Below are 18143 nucleotides of genomic sequence, written 5' to 3' on the forward strand. Positions count from 1 at the left end.
TTCTCCTCCCGCCCTCAGCGGTCGTCGCGATCGAGGACGCGCGCCTCGGGGCCGAGGGCCGCCGCGACCTTGTCCTCGATCCAACCCCAGGCCTCGCGCTCGCGCGGTCCCGCGGTCTTGCCAATGGCGATGGCGAGGTAGGCCATCTCCGTCAACACCTTCTCGGGCTCCAGCATGTGGAGCCGGGTCGAAAGAATGGCGGCCTCGAGGACCGCCGCCTGCGCGCGGTTGAAGCCGATGAACGGCGAATGCGCGGCGCTGTGGACCATCCGGCCACGGAAGCGAGGCCGAGTCTCGTGGGCTTCGACGGAGGCGACCGCGAATTCCGCGTGGCCGAAACTGTCGGCGAGGCGGCGGCCCTCGATCGCCGCGCACGGCAGCGTCGGCCACTCGCGCCGGCCCGTCACCGCGCCGGCGATCACCCGGATGTCGCGCGGGCTCGAGGCCGCGAAGCAGGGATTGGCCTCCAGGTTGACGATCGTCGGCGATGGCCGGAACGGCGCGAGGACGTAGCCCTCATCCTCGCCGATCAGCCCGAACGGGACGAGGTGCAGCTCGCCCGCCGGGGACAAGGTGGTGACGATGGTCTCGAGAATCAGCGGCATGGCCTCACGCCTTGTCGGCGGGGACGAGGCGCCCGCAGACCAGCTTCGACGGCGGATCCTGCGGGCGCTCGGGCGCGACCGCGGCGCGCGCCGCGGCCTCCGGGACGGTCTCGGGCGGGCTCGCGCCGGCCTCGGGCCCGGCCAGGCGCGCGTCGCGGGTCCCGGGCGGGGGCGCGTCGGGTCCGGAATGGCGGGTGTGGCCGGCCTTCTTGAAGGCGGTGGCATCCTCGATGTCGGCGTCGGCCGCGCAGCCCCAGTCGAGGGCCTCGTCCTGAACGTAGCGCTTGCCGAGCCGCCACGCCGTCTCGGCCTTGGCGAGTTCGGCGCCGAGATAGAAGGCGTGGGCGCCGTCGCTCGCCACGTCGAGGTCGGGGAAGAAGGCCATCGCGTCGGTGCCGACCCTGTGGATGTCGCGGTTGTAGAGGTGGATCCCGTCCTCGGCGATCACGATCCGGTAATTTGGGTCACGCACCTCGGCGGCGGCCTGGGCGATCTCGTCGGCGGTCTGCACGAACGGGCGCTTGTCGTGAAGGGCGAGGAGCGCCCGGCCGTAGCCCTTCGGCAGCGCCGAATCGGCCTTGGCCGCGTACATGACCCGCCGGGCGGCGTCGTGCTCCTCGACGGTGCGGCGGGTGTGGTTGGAGACCTGCACGATCAGCACGTTGCGGATCGACAGCTCCGAGCACATCCCGACGAGCAGCGCCGTGACGCCCAGGGAATCGGCCTCGGTCAGCTCGGTGAGGTTGCCGGTGCCCATCATCATGTCGATCTCGGGCCAGCGGACGCGGGTGTCGCGGTAGCGCGCGATCGAGTCGACGAAGCCGTGGTGGATCGGCTCGAGGATCGGGTCGGCCAGGAACGGCCGCCCCGCCTTGAGCATGCGCTCGATCGCGCGATCGAGGGAGGGCAGGTCGTCCGGCCGCATCGGCACGAGGATCGGCATCGCGTCGGTCTCGAAGGCGAGATCGAGGGTCTCCTCGTTCAGGCTCAGCAGGAAGTCGGCGCCGGCGCCGGCGCCCCGGACCAGTTCCTCGCGGGAGAAGGAATCGACGCTGACCCTCAGGCCGGCGCCCTTCAGGGCCCGCACGGAATCCTCGAGGTGCGGGAACGAGGTATCGGGCAGACCGCCGAGATCGATGACGTCCGCGCCGCGCCCGGCGAGATCGAGCCCCTTGGCGAGGATCTGGTCGACGCTCATCTTCGACGCGTCTACGATCTCCGAGAAGATCCGGAGGTCGTGCCGGGACAGGTCGACCTTGCGGGCGGTCAGGCCGAGCCAGGCCGGCAGGTCGACCACCTCGTCGGGGCCGCGCTCCACGGGGACGCCGAAATGCGCCGCGAGGTGCTCGGGATTGGCCCGGCACCGGCCCGGCAGGACGATCCGCGTGGCGCCCTCGGGCAGCACGACCCGCCGGCGGATGATCTCCTCGGTCATCAGCGCCGCGACCTTCACGCCGGCATCCGCGATGCTCCAGTGGAGGGTCTGCGGGAGCCCCGCCGCGACCTTCTCGAGCCGCGCCCGGGCGAGGCGGCCGGTGACGAAGACGATGTGCTCGGCGGTGCTCACGCGGCGGCCCTCGTCTCGACCGCGACGCGGCGGTGCGGTCCCCAGACCTCGATCGTCCCCCCGAAACATGCCGCGAAGCCCGGGAAGGCGGCATCCACGATCCGGTCCCGCGCCAGCGCGGCGGGGTCGACGCCCGGCGGCGCATCGACGGATTTCACCAGGACGCAGCGCTCCGCCCCGACCCGCGCGGCGAGCCAGAGGGCGAGGCTGTCCGAGGTGACGTCCCAGGTCTCCGGGATGTCCGGGTGGCCGGCTCGGAGAGCGCGCGGGTTCCAGACCCGAATCCGCGCGGGCGCCGTCTCAGCCCAGGGCTCCAGGCTCTGCACGAGCCGCGGCTCGATCCCGCGGAAGATGCCGGCCGCGTCGCTCATGGCGTCGAGCGCCCGGCGATGGGCCTCGGCGTCGCCGAAGCGCTCCCGCGCCTGCGCGGCCCGGACGGCGTCCGCGAAGGCGCCGCCGCCCGGCACCACAATGCAGCGCCCGTGCGTGCCGTCGCCGATCGCTTCCAGCAGGGCGCGGCGGCGATGCGGATCCGCCTCGAGGCTGCCGCCGATCTTGATGACGCTCGTCACGCCGCGTCCTGCCGGCTCGGCCGCAGGGCGCGCAGGGCCTCGGCCACGCGCAGCGGATCGATGCCGTTGCGGCGGTCGAAGTCCCGGCACAGGCCGCCGCGGAAGCCGAGGTAATCCGGCCGATGCGCGCAGAGGCCGGGGATGTCGATGACCCGCAGCGACCCGGCGAGGCCGCTCATCAGGCCGTTCGCCCGGCAGGCGGTGGTGAAGGCCGAGAGGTCCGAGGGCGCGGCGAGGTCGGGCAGGCGGGCGCCGGTCTTGCCGGCGGTGTCGATCATGGCGCCGGCAAAGCCGGCCGCCGCCAGGGCGGGCACATGCGGGGCCGCCGGCCCGTCCTCGGCGAACAGCACGGCGATCAGCCGGCCCGGCGCGGCCGCGACGCGATCGGCCAGCGTCGCCGCGTCCCGGATCTCGGCAGGACGTAGACCGACCTTCACCCAGTCGACGCCGGTCCGGGCCAGGGCGGCGACGGATCCGGCCGCCGGATCGGCCACCGCGCTCGTCGCGGCACCGCCGGACACGCGGGCGACGATCTCCCGCACGACGTCCTCGTCCAGGGCGCCGAGCGCCCCGCGCTCCGGGTCCTTGGCGTCGATCAGGTCGGCGCCGGCGAGGCGGGCTGCCTCGGCCTCGGCCGGATCGCGAACGCTGACGAGGAGCCGGGGCAGGGGGTCTTGCTGGATGGTGGACGCGGGCACGAAACACTCGAACTTGAACGGGCCGTCTCAGGACTTCCCGGGCAGCGGCTCGGCGAGCAGGCGGTTCTTGACCACCCAACGCATCGCATGCGCCCAGGTATCGTCGGTGTCGGCCCGGATCGTCACCTGCCCGCCGCGCACCACCTTGCCGGTATCGGCTTCGGCGATCGCGACGCTCAGGTTGAAGATCTGGCCGGACCCCTTCTCCACATAACCGGTCACGACGAGGTCCGCACCCAGGCTCTTGGCGATGTCGGCCGCGCAGCCGTTGCATTTGTAGAGCGGCCCCTCCTTGGCCACGACGTCGGCCTTGGGCGCGGTATCGACGATCTCCAGACCGGCCTTGTCGCGCAGGGCGTTGCGCAACTCGTCGGTGACGAGGGCGAGCTTCCGGGCGTCCACCGGCCGCGTCCGGGATCCGTAGGCGGCACCGGGATCGAACAGCTCGACCGGGAAGACGGCGGCCTTCTCGGCGGCGCCGGCCGCACCGGGCAGGGTGGTCCACAGGACGACGCCGCAGGCGAGCGCGGCGCGGAGAGACGTGTGGCGCATCGGCGGGAGCTTCCTCTCGAGGCGTTCGACCGCCCGAGGCGGCGGCATCGTTCCCGCCATAGGTCGGGCGAAGGGACAATTTGGCAATGTACTTCCGCGCCCGCCTATCCCACGACGGTAACGTGAACGTCGGGACGAGACGCCGCGGTTGAGCGGCCTGAGCGGAAGCTGATAGAGGCCGCGCGCATGCACCATCCTGCACCCGACACGGCCCTCCGGCACAAGACGCGCCCGTCCTGGCTGCGCGCGGCCGCCGTCGCGCTCGCCATCGCCCCGGCGGCGGCGCGGGCCGAGGACCCGGCGCCGGCCGCGGCGGCGCAGCCGGCCCAGGCCGCCGCTCCGCAGACGCTCGAGACCCATGTCGGCCTGATCTACCGGCCGCAGTCCGCCCCGTCCTCGTACGATGCCGAGGCGGCGCCGGAGGACGAGGGCCTGGCCGGCGCCAAGATGGGCATCGCCGACAACAACACCACCGGCCGCTTCACCAAGCAGACCTACGTCCTGGACGAAGTCGCCCTGACCGACGACAAGCCGGACGCCGTGGCGGCGGCCAAGGAGCTGATCGGCAAGGGCGTGCGCTACTTGGTCCTGGCGCTCCCCGCCGACGCGGTTCTGGCCGTGGCCGACGCCGTCAAGGACACGGGCGCGGTCGTGCTCAACGCGGGGGCGCCCGACGATCGTCTGCGCGGCGCCGAGTGCCGCGCCAACGTGTTCCACATCCTGCCGTCGCGGGCGATGCTCACCGACGCCCTGGCGCAGTACCTGACCGTGATGCGCTGGCGGAAGCTCTTCCTGATCGTCGGCCCGACCGACGCCGACAAGGCCTACGCCGACGCGATGCGCAACTCGGCGCGGAAGTTCGCGCTGAAGATCACCGCCGAGAAGCCCTGGACCTTCGGCCCCCTCGCCAAGGCGCGCGGCGACACGCCGACCCGCGCCGAGGCGATGGTCTTCACCCGGGGCCTCGACTACGACATGGCCATCGTGGCCGACGAGGAGGGCGACTGGGGCGACTACGTGCCCTACCGCACCGTCGATCCGCGCCCCGTCGGCGGCACGCAGGCGCTGACGCCGACGACCTGGTCCCCCGTGCTGGAGACCTGGGGCGCCGCGCAGGCCCAGAACCGGTTCCGGCGGCTCGCCTCCCGGCTGATGCGCCCGCTGGACTATCAGGTCTGGGCCGCGGTGCGGACGGTGGGCGAGGCCGTGACGGCCAAGAAGACCAACGACCCGGCCGTGATCGCCCCGTACCTCGTCGAGCCCGCCTTCACGCTGCCGGCCTACAAGGGCGTGCCGCTGAGCTTCCGGCCCTGGGACCACCAGCTCCGGCAGGCGATCATCGTGGTACAGCCGAAGGCGCTGGTCTCCGTCGCGCCGGAGCAGGGTTTCCTGCACCAGCGCACGCCCCTCGACACGCTGGGCGTCGACCTCCCCGAGACCACCTGCAAGTTCAAGTGAACCCGCGGCCTGCGGCGATGGCGAGCGGCCAAGGCCCTCGCAACGCGCGGAAATCGCACTACAAACGTCCCCCGAGAACGTCCGCCCAGGGCGCCGGGCCGTCGCAAGGGAAGGAAACCGTATGAGCCGCCGCGTCGAGGCATGTCTGAGTGGGGTCGCCCTCGGTGCGTGGTTCGCCCTGTGCGGGCCGGCCGCCGCCTTCACCGCCTACGTGACGAACGAGAAGGGCAACTCGGTCAGCGTCATCGACACCAACACGATGGCGGTGACGGCGACGTGGAAGGTCGGGCGGCGCCCGCGCGGTGTGACCGTCTCCAAGGATGGCAAGGAGCTGTTCGTCTGCGCGAGCGACGACGACCGGATCGACGTGCTCGACACCAGTTCCGGAAAGGTGGTGCGCTCGCTGCGCTCCGGGCCGGATCCGGAGCAGTTCATCCTCGACGCCTCCGGGAACCCGCTCTACGTGGCCAACGAGGACGACAGCCAGGTCACGATCATCGACATCGAGAAGAACAAGGTGCTCGCCGAGGTACCGGTGGGCGTCGAGCCGGAGGGCATGGGCCTGTCGCCGGACGGGAAGATCCTCGTCAACACCTCCGAGACGACCAACATGGCCCACTTCATCGATACGAAGACATTCCAGGTCATCGACAACGTGCTGGTCGACGCCCGGCCGCGCTTCGCCGAGTTCACCGCCGACGGCAAGTTCCTGTGGGTCTCGGCGGAGGTCGGCGGCACGGTGAGCGTGATCGACGTCGCCCAGCGCCGCGTGATCAGGAAGATCACCTTCAAGATCCCGGGCGTGAACGACGAGGCGATCCAGCCGGTGGGCATCCGGATCACCAAGGACGGATCCAAGGCCTTCGTGGCCCTCGGGCCGGCGAACCGCGTCGCCGTGATCGACGCCAAGACCTACGCGGTCGAGAAGTATCTGCCGGTCGGCCAGCGGGTCTGGCAGCTCGCCTTCACGCCTGACCAGAAGCAGCTCTTCACCACGAACGGCACCTCTAACGACGTCTCGGTGATCGACGTGGCCGCCGAGAAGGTGGTGAAGAGCATCCCGGTCGGGCTCCTGCCTTGGGGCGTGGCGATCTCGCCGAACTGATCCGCGCGACCTCCGGGCGCCGAGCGAGGACGGCCGCGCGCGACGCGGCCCTAGGGTGGAACACGACATGACACGCATGTTTCGAACGGCGGCCCTCGGCTTGGCAGGGCTGCTCGCCGCGGCACCGGCCAGTGCCCTCGACCTGACCAAGAAGCGGGAGAACCTGCCCGACCTCGTCCTGGGCGACGATCAGGGCAACGACTTCGTGGTCGAGAACAAGGACATCACGCTGGAATCCGGCAAGGCCTACCGGCTACGGATCGTCGCCAAGGGGCGCCAGGAATACAAATTCTACGCGCCGGAGTTCTTCCGCTACATCTGGTTCAACCAGATCGTGATCGAGCACAAGGAGATCCACGGCGGCGGCCCACCCGATCACCTGGAGTTCGACGATCCCGGTGAGATCGCCATCGAGTTCGTCGCGATCAAGCCCGGCACCTACACGTGGTCGGTGCACGGCCTGGAGTCCAAGGGCATGACCGGCACGCTGACGGTGAAGTGATGCGCATCCTCCTCCTCTCCGCCTGCCTCCTCGCCGCCGGCCCGGCCCTCGCGGCCGACGACGCCTCGTCCTGCGCCGAGGGCATCACGATGATCCGCGACGCCCTCGCCCTGAACCCGCCCGAGACGGCGGTGCCGAAGCTCAGGGAGGCCCTGCGGGTGGCCGAGCGGGAGCAGAAGGAGGGCGAGTTCGACGAGTGCCTCGACGCCGTCTCCGACGCCCGGAAGGTCCTGGGCCGATGAGCGCGACCGAGCCGGCGGCCCTCCTGATCGAGCATGTCGGCCACAAGTTCGGCGCCCGCGCCGCGCTGAACGACGTCTCGATCACGGTGGAGCGTGGCCACTTCGCCGCGCTGCTGGGGCCGAACGGCGCCGGCAAGACGACGCTGTTCTCGGTTATCACCCGGCTCTACAACAACCAGACCGGGCGGGTTTCGATCTTCGGCCACGCCCTGGATCGCGAGCCGTCCCGGGCGCTGGCGCGGCTCGGCGTCGTGTTCCAGGCCCGCACCCTCGACACCGATCTCACCGTCGAGCAGAATCTCCTCTACCACGCGAGCCTGCACGGCATCGCCCGCGGCGCCGCCAAGGTCCGTGTGGGCGAGCTGCTCGACCGCGTCGGACTCGCGGACCGCCGCCACGACAAGGTGCGCACACTCTCGGGCGGCCAGTCGCGCCGGATCGAGATCGCCCGCTCGCTGATCCACCGCCCGGACCTGCTGCTCCTCGACGAGCCCACCGTCGGCCTCGACCTCGAGTCGCGGGCCGACATCGTGGCGATCGTCCGCGCCCTGGTGCGGGAGGAGGGCTTGTCGGTGCTCTGGGCGACCCACATCTTCGAGGAGATCGCGGACGACGACGACGCCGTGGTGCTGCACCGGGGCCGGATCGTCGCCCGGGGCCGGGCCGGCGGGATCGGCAGGCCCGGCGAGGCCCTCGCCGACGCGTTCCGCCGCTTGGTCGCCGAGCCGGGGAGGGCGGCGGCATGACGAACCCGACGCCCCTCGCCACCCGGATCGGCACCGCCCCGCCGCGCGGCCAGGCCGCGCGGATCGGCCGCCTCGATGCGGTCGGCTACCTGATCTGCCTCGGCGGCATCGTCCGCCGCGAGCTGCTGCGATTCTTCAATCAGAAGGAGCGGTTCTTCTCGGCGCTGGTCCGGCCGCTGGTCTGGCTGTTCATCTTCGCGGCCGGCTTCCGCAACACACTCGGCGTGTCCATCGAGCCGCCCTACCAGACCTACGTGCTCTACGAGGTCTACGTGGTGCCGGGCCTCGCCGTGATGATCCAGCTGTTCAACGGCATGCAATCGTCGCTGTCCATGGTCTACGACCGCGAGGTCGGCTCGATGAAGGTGCTGCTCACCTCGCCCTATCCGCGGTGGCTGCTCCTGCTCGCCAAGCTGATCGCCGGCGTCGCCGTGTCGATCGTGCAGGCCTACGCGTTCCTGGCCGTGGCGTATTTCTGGGAGAGCGACATCCCGTGGCTGGGCTACCTCGCGGCCCTGCCGGCCTTCCTGGCCACGGGGCTGATGCTGGGGGCGATCGGGCTGTTCCTGTCCTCGCTGGTCCGCCAGCTCGAGAACTTCGCCAGCGTGATGAACTTCGTGATCTTCCCGATGTTCTTCGCCTCGTCGGCCCTCTACCCCCTGTGGCGGATCCGGGAATCCTCCGAGACCCTCTACTGGATCTGCGAGCTGAACCCGTTCAGCCACGCGGTCCAGCTCGTCCGCTACGCCCTCTACCTCCAGTTCGAGCCGGTCGCCTGCGCCGTGGTGCTGGGCGTGGGGCTCGCCTTCTTCGGCATGGCGGTGGTCGCCTACGACCCCGGCCGCGGCATCATGGCCCGGCGCGGCGGCCCGGCCGGCGACAACACCTGATGGAGTCCGCCCAATGAACGTCCTCCTGACCCGCATCGTCGGCCCGGCGCTCGGGCTCGTGATCCTCGCCGGTCCAGCCCTGGCGCAGCCGAAACAGGATCCGGATTGGCCCTGCGTCCAGCGCAAGGTCGCCACACTCAGTCCCGGCCAGTTCTGGACCGGCCCCGACGTGGAGGCCGCCGGCGACTGGGGCAGCGACAACGACGCCGCCGTCCTGGCGCAGAAGATCGCGTCGCGCCGCACCGACCTCTCGCAGGTCGGCCCGCTCCTCGACACGTTCGCGGAGAAGTTCGGCTCCGACAAGGACGCGAAGGACAAGGCCCTGACCCGCGTCTACTCTGGCGTGTTCGAGGTGCTGAACGGCGAGCGCAACAAGGTGGTCGGCGGCATCGCGCGCTACGCGCAGGGCCAGCGCCGTATGGCCGAGCGGATCCGCGACGAGGCCGACAAGATCAGTCAGGTGAAGGACGCGCCGAGCGCCTCCGACGCCACGGAACTCCCGAAAGACCAGTCCGAGCTGGAGACGAAGTTCGCCTGGGATCGCCGGATCTTTCAGGAGCGGAGCCAGTCGCTGACCTATGTCTGCGAGGTTCCGCAGCTGCTCGAGCAGCGGCTCGGCGAGATCGCGCGCCTGATTCAGGCACGGCTCTGACCACGCGCCGGCGATCATTGCCAAACTATCCCGGGTAGATTGCCGAAATATCCTTAAGTGGCTGAAATCTTTACCGAAACTGTTGCTGTTTAACCACGTGGCGGCGGCTTCGCTCGGCGCAGGCCGGAAATGAGGCCGAAACGCGTCTCACGTGTTCTTGAACCAATTGTGCGCGTTCCCGGCACCCTCCAAGAAAGACCCAAGCTCGGCAGTCACGAGCACGTGTTTGGGTTTGAGGGGGTTGGGGATGTCACTTCGGGCGCTTCGGAGCGGCCTGGTCGCGTCGGCATCGGTTCTCGCCGGGACGGTTCTCCCGGCGGCGGTGCAGGCTCAGCAATCGGTCACGCTCGGCGAGATCAGCGTCGTCTCGACGTCGCCGGTCGGGTCCGGCGGCGGAAATTCGAGCCAGGCGCAGATCTTCAACGGTCCCGGACCGGTGCCGCCGGCCGGCTCCCTGGGACCGAGCACCGGCGTGCGGCTGCGCGGCTCCGAGCAGCCGCTCTACAAGATCCCCAGCACCGTCGAATCGGTCACGGCGAGCGATATCACGATCGATCGCGCCAGCGACAACCTGACCACGACGCTGGCCCGGCGCACGCCCGGCATCAACGTCTCCGACTCGCAGGGCAACAACAACCGCGTCGACATCACCTACCGCGGCTTCACGGCCTCGCCCGTGCAGGGCGTGCCGCAGGGCCTCGCCGTGTATCAGAATGGCGTGCGCATCAACGAGGCCTTCGGCGACATCGTCAACTTCGACCTGATCCCGCCGCAGGCGATCCAGCGCATCGACGTGGTCACCGGCAACCCGGTCTTCGGCCTCAACGCGCTCGGAGGCGCGGTCAACATCCAGATGAAGAACGGCTTCACCTGGCAGGGCACCGAGATCTCGGCCTGGGGCGGCTCGGACGCGCGCACCGCCGGCTATCTCGAGTACGGTAAGGTCTCCGGTCCCTGGAGCGTCTACTTCACCGGCGACGGCCTGAACGACCGCGGCTGGCGCTACGAGAGCCCGAGCACGATCGGCCGCCTCTACGGTGACATCGGCTACCGCTCGCAGGATGCGGAGTTCCACCTGATCGGGCTCGCCGCCCGCAGCTTCTTCGGCGCGGCCGCGGCCACGCCGGTGGACTTCACCCACCGCGACCCGCGGGCGATCTTCACCTTCCCGCAGACCACCACCACCGAGGTCGGCACGCTCCAGCTGACCGGCCGGGTCGACATCTCGCCGACCTGGGACCTCGCCGGCAACGCCTATTTCCGCCGCTTCAGCCAGACCTACGTCGACGGCAACGACGGCAACTTCGAGAACTGCAGCACGCGCTCCAGCTTCCGCGGCAACCTCTGCTTCGAGGATGACGGGTTCAGCCCGGCGGCCGGTCAGTCGCAGCTCGCCTTCCGCAACCAGTTCCTGATCCTGGGGCAGCAGAACCAGCGCATCCCGTTCCGGGCGGGCATCCCGTACGGCACGCTGGACACGACCCGGACGGAAGCTACAGGCTTCGGCGGCTCGCTCCAGGCCGCCAACCGCGACCGGATCTTCGGCCTGTCCAACACCTTCGTGGTCGGCGGCAGCATCGACGCGGCCAATTACGGCTTCAAGTCGTCCAGCACGCTCGGCGTCATCAACCCGGATCTGTCGATCACAACCAACCCGAGCAACCCGTTCTACGGCAACGTCCCGGGCCTCGGCACACCGCAGCTGCGGACCGCCGGCGCGCTCGGCATCGCGCCGAGCTCGGTCAACGGCTCCAACCTCTACATGGGCCTCTACACCCTCGACACGCTCGACGTGACCGACCGGCTGTCGCTGACCGCCGGCGCGCGGCTCAACTTCGCGCGCATCCAGAGCGAGGATCTGACCGGCTTCTCGCCGGACGTGACCGGCACGCACTACTTCAACAAGATCAACCCGGTCGCCGGCCTCACCTACCGGTTCTTCGACGCGCTGAACCTCTACGGCAGCTACTCGGAATCGAACCGCGCCCCGACCCCGCTGGAGCTGGCCTGCGCCAACCCGGACCGGCCGTGCCTGCTGCCGAACTCGCTGGTGGCCGACCCGCCGCTCAAGCAGGTCACCGGGCGGACCTACGAGGTCGGCTTCCGCGGCCAGCTGCCGAACACCTATGACGGCGGCATCATCACCTACAAGATCGGCGCCTTCCGCACCGATCTCGCCAACGACATCCTGTCGCTGGCCACCCCCGGCAACACCGCCCGCGCCTACTTCGTCAACGTGCCGTCGACGCAGCGGCAGGGCATCGAGGTCGGCGGCGAGTACACGGCCGATTACCTGCGGGTCTACGCCAACTACGCGCTGGTCGACGCGACCTTCCAGTTCAACGGCACCCTGTCGTCGCCCAACAACCCGCTCGCGGATGACGGCGCGATCCAGGTCCGCAAGGGCAACGTCGTGCCGCTGGTGCCGACCCACCAGATCAAGGCCGGGTTCGACTACTTCGTCACGCCCAACTGGCAGTTCGGCCTCTACCTCCAGGCCTTCTCCTCGTCCTATTTCCGCGGCGACGAGTCGAACCTGAACCGCAAGCTGCCGCCCTACTACGTTCTGAACTTCCAGACGAAGTATCAGGTGACGAAGAACCTCGAGGTCTTCGGCCTCATCACCAACCTGACCAACAACCGCTACACCACGTTCGGCACCTACGCCGAGCCGGGCGCGGTGGCGGGCAACCTGCGGATCAGCGATCCGCGGACCACGACCCTGGCGCAGCCCTTCTCGGTCTACGCCGGCATCCGCTACGCCTTCGGTGCCGATCCGGTGCCGATGTCGCCGGAGCCGATCATCCGGAAGTACTGATCCGTCAGCAATGTCGAGAGGCGGGCGCCTCCCGCGGCCAGAAGGCCGCGCGGGGCGCCCGTCGCGTTTCCGCGCTACCGCATGCGGCCTCCTGTCTCGGGAACGGGCCCGTTCGCCCGGCGTCTCCCCGGTAGCCGCACCGGCGCATCACCGCCCGCTCACGCATGAGGGGTCGGCGCCGGCCGCATCCCGACACCGTGGAGCCTCGTCTCGATGATCATCCGTTTCGCCGTCGCAGCCCTGGCCCTGGCGGCCGCCACGCCGGCCCTGGCGACCCCGTGCGCCGACGAGGTCGACACGCTGCAGCGGCGGCTCGACAGTGCCGGCGCCGCCTCGGTGACCGGCACGACCCCGCCCGGCGGCACCACGTCCTCCAACTCGCCCAAGGCGCTCGACACGCCGCCAGCGCTCACCAAGTCGGACGCCGCCGTGAAGCCCACCGCCTCGGGCGTGGAGGAGGCCAAGAAGCTGGTCGCCCAGGCGCGCCAGCAGGACAAGGCCGGCGACGCCCAGGGCTGCCGCGACACGATCCTGAAGGCCAAGGAGAAGGCCGGCGCGCTGCCGTAGTGGGCTTCCGGCCGGCACCGCTCCGGTGCCGGCCCTTCCTCTCAGTAGGCGTTCTCGGTCTTGAACAGCGCGAACGGCGTGGTCAGCAGGATCTGCAGGTCGAGCAGCACCGACCAGTTCTCAATGTAGTAGAGGTCGTGCTCGACGCGCCGCTGCAGCTTCTCTGAGGTGTCGGTCTCGCCGCGCCAGCCGTTGACCTGCGCCCATCCGGTGATGCCGGGCTTGACCTTGTGGCGCGCGAAGTACCCGTCGACCACTTGGTCGTAGAGCGTGTTGGCGGCTTTGGCCTGCAACGCGTGCGGGCGCGGGCCGACCAGCGACAGGTCGCCCTTGAGCACGTTGAACAGCTGCGGCAGCTCGTCGAGCGAGGTCTTCCGGATGAAGCGCCCGACCGGCGTGACCCGGGGATCGCCCCGTGTCACCATCTTGGCCGCGCCGGCGTCGCACTGATCCACGTACATCGAGCGGAACTTGTAGACCTCGATCAGCTCGTTGTTGAACCCGTGGCGCTTCTGCCGGAACAGCACCGGCCCGCGCGATGTCAGCCGGACCGCGAGGGCGATGACCAGCATGAGCGGCGATAGCGCCAGCAGCATCATCAGGCCGACGCAGCGGTCGAACAGCGCCTTCACCACGACGTCCCAGTCGGCGATCGGACGGTCGAACACGTCCAGCACCGGGACGGAGCCCAGATACGAGTAGCTGCGCGGGCGCAGGCGCAGCTTTGCGGCGTGCGCCGAGAGGCGGATGTCGATCGGCAGGACCCAGAGCTTGGCGAGCATCTGGAGGATCCGGGCCTCCGCGGTGATCGGGATCGTGAAGACGATCAGGTCGAGCCGGGCGTGCCGCGCGTAGGCGACGAGGTCGTCGACGTTGCCGAGCTTCGGGTGCCCCGCCACCACGTCCGAAGAGCGATCGGCATTGCGGTCGTCGAACACCCCGACGATGCGGATGCCGCTCTCGCTCTGCGTCTCCAGGGCGGCGATCAGGTCCTCCGCGGGCTGTCCGCCGCCCACGATCGCAGTGCGCCGGTCGAACCGTCCTGCCCGGGTCTGGGCATCGATGATGCGGAACAGGACGAAGCGGCCGACCAGCAGCATCGCGAGGCCGGTGCCGAAGAAGGTCGCGAGCCAGAGGCGCGAGTAGTGGTCGGCGACCTTGGCCAGCACGAGGCCGGCGGCGACCATCAAGAATGTCATCGACCACGCCGCGATCAGCCGGACGGCGGTCTTGAAGAAGCTCCGGAAGGCAGCGACCCGGTAGCCGCCGGACGCCTGGATCAGCGTCACGGTGATCACCGCGATCATGCCGATCGCGCCCGCGTAGGTCAGTCCGAACGGGACGCGGCCGCGGAGCATCAGCACGTGCAGCAATGCGCCCAAGCCGAAGATGAGCGCGCATTCCAGCCCGCGCACCAGACCGGCCACCACGACGGGCGAGATCGCCGTCGGGCCGGGGACGGCGGTCTCGGCGAGGGGCACGCTGCCCGCGGCCGGGGTCGAGGACGCCTCCATCGGGACGGCGGCCTCAAGAAGATCGCGAATGTCGAACGCGCTCATCGATCGGCTCCCCCCGAGCCTTGCGGTCGCTGCCTCGGCGAAACCCTGGCACGGGGCATTGTGGGAACATTTAAGAGCGCGGGCGCCGCCGCCTTTTCCACCGCGGCGCACAGGCCCCCGTTCCTCTTGCTGATGGTCTCGTCGTCAGGCGGTCCGGGCTCCGGCGATCGCGCGCGGTGCGGGATCGCGGCGCTCCGCGCGGGCCTCGAAGGCCGCGGCGTAGCCGGAGATCACCTCGCTGCCCATGCGTTCCAGGGAGAAGCGCTGCCGGATCGAGGCGCTCAGACTCTGCGTCCGCTCGGCCAGGGCCTCCGGCGCGGCGTCGAGGACCCGTCGGATCCCCTCCACGAGCGCCGCCGGGTCGCGCGACGGCACGAGGTCGCGCGCGGCCGCGCCGAAGATCTCCGGGATTCCGCCGACCCGAGTGGCGACCAGGGGCTGCGCCGCCGCGGCAGCTTCTAGCACGACGTAGGGCAGCGACTCCGCGAGCGACGGGACGACGAGGATCCGCCCGCGGGCGAGCACGGAGCGGATCGCCTGCGGCGGCTCGAACGCCACCGCGTCGGCGAGGCCGAGCCGCGCCACAGTGTCGCGAAGGATCTCGGCATCCGGTCCCGACCCAACGAGGAGCAGGCGCAGCGCCCGGCCCTCGGCCCGCAGCCGGACGAGGGCCTCGAGCAGGTAGGGCAGGCCCTTGGCCTCCCGCAGCTCGCCGACGTAGAGCAGGTCGAAGGGCTCGGCGACGCGGTCCAGCGGCGCGAACTCGGCCTCGGCGATGCCGTTGTGCACGATCCGCGTCACCCGCTCGGGACCGCCGACGAAGCTACGATGGCGGCCGGCGACGTACTCGCTCTCGAACAGGAACGCGTCGGTGCGGCGGGCGAGCACCGCCTCGGCACCCATGTAGAGGCGGTGCAGCGGGCTGCCTGGCCGGTAATTGTAGCTGCCGCCGTGCGGCGTGTAGGCGCGGATCGCCGGACCTGCCGCGGCGAGCCGGGCATAGGCGCCGCCCTTGGCGCCGTGTCCGTGCAGGACCTCCGCGCCGACCTCCGCGGCCCTCTGCGCCACGGCCCGGAGGCAGGACCAGTCCGACGGATGCGGATTGCGGCGCATCGGCAGCCGGACAAGGCCGAGGTCCAGGCAGGGCACCAAGTCCGCCAGGGCGCCCGCAGCGCGGTCGCCGCCGGTGCTGGAATCACAGATGAGACCGACATGGTGCCCCGCGGCCGCCTGGAGGCGAGCGAGATCCATCACGTGCCGAAACAAGCCGCCCACCGGCGCGCGGAACACGTGCAGGATCCGGTAACGCTGAGCGATGCCAGAGTCGTTCGTCTTCGGGACCACGGTCCAGCTCCCGGGAATATCAGTCCCTAGGTTGTGGTTCACCCGTGGTCGCAGGAAACTTAAAGCAGGTCGCCGCGTCTCGACCTTTCCATCAGGACGGTAACCGGAATTTTACGCGCACGATCGCAATCGATCCCAACGCTACGTCATCGGCGAGCCGTTCAGGCTGGCCCAGATCGTCCCGTAGTGGCAGGCCGTGGCGGCGAGGACGAAGCCGTGCCAGATCGCGTTCTGGAAGGGCAGGGTCCGCCAGATGTGGAACACGACGCCGATCGAATAGAGCGCTCCGCCCATTCCCAAGAGCCACAGGGCGGTCGGCTGAAGCGCCGCGATCACTGATTCGTAGGCGAACAACCCGCTCCAGCCGAGCAACAGGTAGAGCCCGATCGACAGGCGGTCGAACCGGCCCGGCAGAAACAGCTTCACGGCGATCCCGATGAGGGCCACGACCCAGATCATCGCCAGGAGCGCGTAGGCCCGCGGGCCCGACCCGACGAGGGCCACCAGCGGCGTGTAGGTCCCGGCGATCATCAGGTAGATCAGCGCGTGATCGGCGCGGCGCAGGAGCCATTTGCGCGGGCTCACAGGGTAGAGATTGTAGACGGCCGAGACGCCGAGCATCAGGACGAGGGCCGTGGCGTACACGACAACGGCCGCACGTTCGCCGAGCCCGAGATGCGCCGTGACCGCGGTCGCCACCAGGGCAACGGCACCGGCGAGGCCGAGCACCACGCCGAGACCGTGGATCACGCCATCCGCCATGATCTCCCGCGGCGTGTAGTGCCAGGTCAGGGAGAGCGGTCGACCATCCTCCGCGAGAGACATCTTGAAGCCTCCTGCAACGCGTGCAGCTTAAAGCTTGAGAAGTATTAGTCGTTCCATGTGCAGATTGCTGATGGGGAGTTATCCCAAGGTTCCACTGAAAGCGGTAAAAGTCTCGTGCGGCGCAGCAAGGCCGCTGCACCGCACGAGAGCCTAGATGCGGCCGGCGGCGAGCCCCTCGAAGCCCAGCGGCGGCTCGGCGGCTGCGGGCTCGACCAGGCCGGATCCCCGGCCGAGGCGGGCATGGACGGTGGCCATCGTGAGCACCGCCATGGCGAGCACCTGATGCGCGAGCGCCGCCCAGAGCGGCACGGCGAGGAGCAGCGTCGCGATCCCAAGCGCCATCTGGGCGAGGACGAGGATGACGACCCCCGTGGCCCGCCCAGCCGCGCTCTTCGGGCCGGTGAGCCGGGCGTCGACGGCGTGCAGCACCGCCACGACGAAGACGAGGTAGGCCGTCACTCGGTGGTCGAACTGAACCAAGGCGTGGTTGTCGATGAAATTCTCGATCCACGGCCGGATCGCGAACAGGCTGTCCAGCGGCGGGACGAGGTGGCCGTCCATGGTCGGCCATGTGTTGTAGACGAGGCCGGCATGCGAGCCGGCGACGAGGCCACCCAGGAAGATCTGCACCAGGACCAGGATCGGCAGCAGCAGGGCCGTGGCCCGCAGGCGCGCCGGGGCGGGCGCCAAGACGCCGGGGCGCTGGCCCGCGGCCAGCCAGACCAGCCCGGCCAGGATCAGGCTCGCGGTGGTGAGGTGCAGGGCGAGCTTGAGCGGCGCCACGGCCGTCATGCCCGGCTGGAGGCCCGAGGCGACCATGATCCAGCCGATGGCGCCCTGGAGGCCGCCGAGCGCGCCGAGACCGAGCAGGCCGAGGCCGAGCCGCCGGCTGATCCGGCCCTGCCACCAGAACACGATCAGCGGCAGGAAGAACACGAGGCCGATCACCCGGCCGAGCAGGCGATGGCCCCATTCCCAGCCGTACAGCACCTTGAAGGCGGACAATCCCATCCCCTGGTTGAGGATGTTGTATTGCGGCGTGTCCCTGTACTTGGCGAACTCGGCCGCCCAGTCTGCCTCCGTCAGCGGCGGGATCGCGCCCGTGACGGGGCGCCACTCGGTGATCGACAGGCCGGACCCGGTCAGCCGCGTCGCACCGCCGACCGCCACCATGGCGACCACCAGGGCCGCGACCACGTAGAGCCAGGTTCGCACCGCCCCCGACCGCCGGTCGCCCGCGCCGCTCATGTCCATGCACGTCCCTTCCGCGGATGCCGGGATGCCCCCCGCAGTGCCCGGGTTAGGGGATGTCCGGTCGCCCATCAACGGCGCCGGCGCCGCAGCCCGCGTCAGCGGGCGCGTTGCCAACCGGGTTCCGGGAAGGTAGCCGTCGCCCGTCCGAGCCCGCGGCGCCGCCCGCGGGACCAGGAGCACAGTCCGA

General features: G+C 70.2%; 18 protein-coding genes. 9 read left to right on the plus strand and 9 right to left on the minus strand.

Annotation, left to right across the window (positions count from 1 at the left end):
• Positions 1 to 14 precede the first annotated feature (14 nt).
• Genes H288_RS0108035 through H288_RS0108055 form a run of 5 tightly spaced genes read right to left on the minus strand, consistent with a single transcriptional unit; the run spans position 15 to position 3994 of the window.
• Positions 15 to 605 carry a DUF447 domain-containing protein gene (locus H288_RS0108035; protein WP_020092079.1) on the minus strand — a complete coding sequence of 197 codons (591 nt, stop codon included), beginning with the start codon at positions 603 to 605 and terminating at the stop codon, positions 15 to 17.
• Between the two features lie 4 nt (positions 606 to 609).
• Positions 610 to 2172 (minus strand): DUF6513 domain-containing protein, encoded by a 1563-nt coding sequence (locus H288_RS0108040; RefSeq protein WP_020092080.1) that lies wholly within the window; start codon positions 2170 to 2172, stop codon positions 610 to 612.
• Positions 2169 to 2744, minus strand: a complete 576-nt coding sequence (locus H288_RS0108045) for a uridylate kinase (protein ID WP_020092081.1) — start codon at positions 2742 to 2744, stop codon at positions 2169 to 2171. The genes H288_RS0108040 and H288_RS0108045 overlap by 4 nt, the downstream gene beginning before the upstream one ends.
• Positions 2741 to 3442, minus strand: coding sequence for a (5-formylfuran-3-yl)methyl phosphate synthase (locus tag H288_RS0108050; protein ID WP_020092082.1), 702 nt, complete (start codon positions 3440 to 3442; stop codon positions 2741 to 2743). Before H288_RS0108050 ends, H288_RS0108045 begins: the two co-directional genes overlap by 4 nt.
• 27 nt (positions 3443 to 3469) lie before the next feature.
• A complete protein-coding gene (locus H288_RS0108055) occupies positions 3470 to 3994 on the minus strand; it encodes a DUF3280 domain-containing protein (protein WP_026604768.1) in 525 nt (174 codons plus the stop codon).
• Between the two features lie 186 nt (positions 3995 to 4180).
• Here H288_RS0108055 and H288_RS0108060 point away from each other — a divergent pair, with 186 nt between their 5' ends.
• The 9 genes from H288_RS0108060 to H288_RS0108100 all read left to right on the plus strand — a co-directional run bounded on the left by H288_RS0108060 (position 4181) and on the right by H288_RS0108100 (position 12974).
• The gene (locus H288_RS0108060) at positions 4181 to 5452 is read left to right on the plus strand and encodes an ABC transporter substrate-binding protein (RefSeq protein ID WP_020092084.1); all 1272 of its coding nucleotides are present in this window, start codon (positions 4181 to 4183) and stop codon (positions 5450 to 5452) included.
• Positions 5453 to 5573: 121 nt separating this feature from the next.
• Entirely contained in the window at positions 5574 to 6557 is a 984-nt protein-coding gene (locus H288_RS0108065) for a YVTN family beta-propeller repeat protein (protein ID WP_020092085.1), read from the plus strand.
• Between the two features lie 67 nt (positions 6558 to 6624).
• Positions 6625 to 7059 (plus strand): hypothetical protein, encoded by a 435-nt coding sequence (locus tag H288_RS0108070; RefSeq protein WP_081636452.1) that lies wholly within the window; start codon positions 6625 to 6627, stop codon positions 7057 to 7059.
• Positions 7059 to 7301, plus strand: a complete 243-nt coding sequence (locus H288_RS0108075; RefSeq protein WP_020092087.1) for a hypothetical protein — start codon at positions 7059 to 7061, stop codon at positions 7299 to 7301. The genes H288_RS0108070 and H288_RS0108075 overlap by 1 nt, the downstream gene beginning before the upstream one ends.
• Complete coding sequence (locus H288_RS0108080; protein ID WP_020092088.1) at positions 7298 to 8047, plus strand: ABC transporter ATP-binding protein; 750 nt, start codon at positions 7298 to 7300, stop codon at positions 8045 to 8047. The genes H288_RS0108075 and H288_RS0108080 overlap by 4 nt, the downstream gene beginning before the upstream one ends.
• Entirely contained in the window at positions 8044 to 8937 is an 894-nt protein-coding gene (locus H288_RS0108085; protein WP_020092089.1) for an ABC transporter permease, read from the plus strand. The genes H288_RS0108080 and H288_RS0108085 overlap by 4 nt, the downstream gene beginning before the upstream one ends.
• Before the next feature lie 13 nt (positions 8938 to 8950).
• The gene (locus H288_RS0108090; protein ID WP_020092090.1) at positions 8951 to 9589 is read left to right on the plus strand and encodes a hypothetical protein; all 639 of its coding nucleotides are present in this window, start codon (positions 8951 to 8953) and stop codon (positions 9587 to 9589) included.
• Between the two features lie 247 nt (positions 9590 to 9836).
• A complete protein-coding gene (locus tag H288_RS0108095; protein ID WP_020092091.1) occupies positions 9837 to 12407 on the plus strand; it encodes a TonB-dependent receptor in 2571 nt (856 codons plus the stop codon).
• A 213-nt stretch (positions 12408 to 12620) separates the two neighbouring features.
• Positions 12621 to 12974, plus strand: a complete 354-nt coding sequence (locus tag H288_RS0108100; RefSeq protein WP_020092092.1) for a hypothetical protein — start codon at positions 12621 to 12623, stop codon at positions 12972 to 12974.
• A 41-nt stretch (positions 12975 to 13015) separates the two neighbouring features.
• Here the strand turns inward: H288_RS0108100 and H288_RS0108105 are convergent, their stop codons facing one another.
• The 4 genes from H288_RS0108105 to H288_RS0108120 all read right to left on the minus strand — a co-directional run bounded on the left by H288_RS0108105 (position 13016) and on the right by H288_RS0108120 (position 17956).
• Entirely contained in the window at positions 13016 to 14533 is a 1518-nt protein-coding gene (locus tag H288_RS0108105; RefSeq protein ID WP_020092093.1) for an undecaprenyl-phosphate glucose phosphotransferase, read from the minus strand.
• A 144-nt stretch (positions 14534 to 14677) separates the two neighbouring features.
• Positions 14678 to 15877, minus strand: coding sequence for a glycosyltransferase family 4 protein (locus tag H288_RS0108110; RefSeq protein ID WP_020092094.1), 1200 nt, complete (start codon positions 15875 to 15877; stop codon positions 14678 to 14680).
• Between the two features lie 141 nt (positions 15878 to 16018).
• The gene (locus H288_RS0108115) at positions 16019 to 16702 is read right to left on the minus strand and encodes a hemolysin III family protein (RefSeq protein ID WP_020092095.1); all 684 of its coding nucleotides are present in this window, start codon (positions 16700 to 16702) and stop codon (positions 16019 to 16021) included.
• 150 nt (positions 16703 to 16852) lie between these two features.
• Positions 16853 to 17956 (minus strand): COX15/CtaA family protein, encoded by a 1104-nt coding sequence (locus tag H288_RS0108120; RefSeq protein WP_020092096.1) that lies wholly within the window; start codon positions 17954 to 17956, stop codon positions 16853 to 16855.
• Positions 17957 to 18143: the final 187 nt, after the last annotated feature.

It is taken from the genome of Methylobacterium sp. 285MFTsu5.1 (assembly GCF_000383455.1).
Taxonomy (GTDB): domain Bacteria; phylum Pseudomonadota; class Alphaproteobacteria; order Rhizobiales; family Beijerinckiaceae; genus Methylobacterium.